This window comes from Chromohalobacter sp. HP20-39 (assembly GCF_033052815.1).
In the GTDB taxonomy this organism is placed as follows: domain Bacteria; phylum Pseudomonadota; class Gammaproteobacteria; order Pseudomonadales; family Halomonadaceae; genus Chromohalobacter.
The window spans coordinates 1-271 of record NZ_JAWHTP010000695.1; the positions used below are offsets into that span (position 1 = coordinate 1).

A 271-nucleotide genomic window follows, 5' to 3' on the forward strand; every position below is an offset into this window, starting at 1 on the left:
GTCGTATTCGGAGTACGGGCAGAACATCTTCGACCGCTACGTGGTGTTTGCCGACCTGTGGATCCAGGATCAGGAGTACCGCGATCCGAATACCGGCGAGATTCTCGATCGCAGTGCCTTGAACGACGAGCTGGAGAAGGTGGAGAAACCGGCGGGCATTTCCAACCCGAAGGACTTCCGCAACGAGATCGTCAACTTCGTGCTGCGGGCGCGGGCCAAGAACGGGGGCAAGAACCCGGTCTGGACCAGTTACGAGAAACTGCGCGCGGTG

Annotated in this window: 1 pseudogene; it reads left to right on the plus strand. The window is 59.8% G+C overall.

The annotated features are described in order from the left end of the window. Positions 1 to 271: pseudogene (locus RVY79_RS19740) on the plus strand (PrkA family serine protein kinase); the annotation flags it as partial.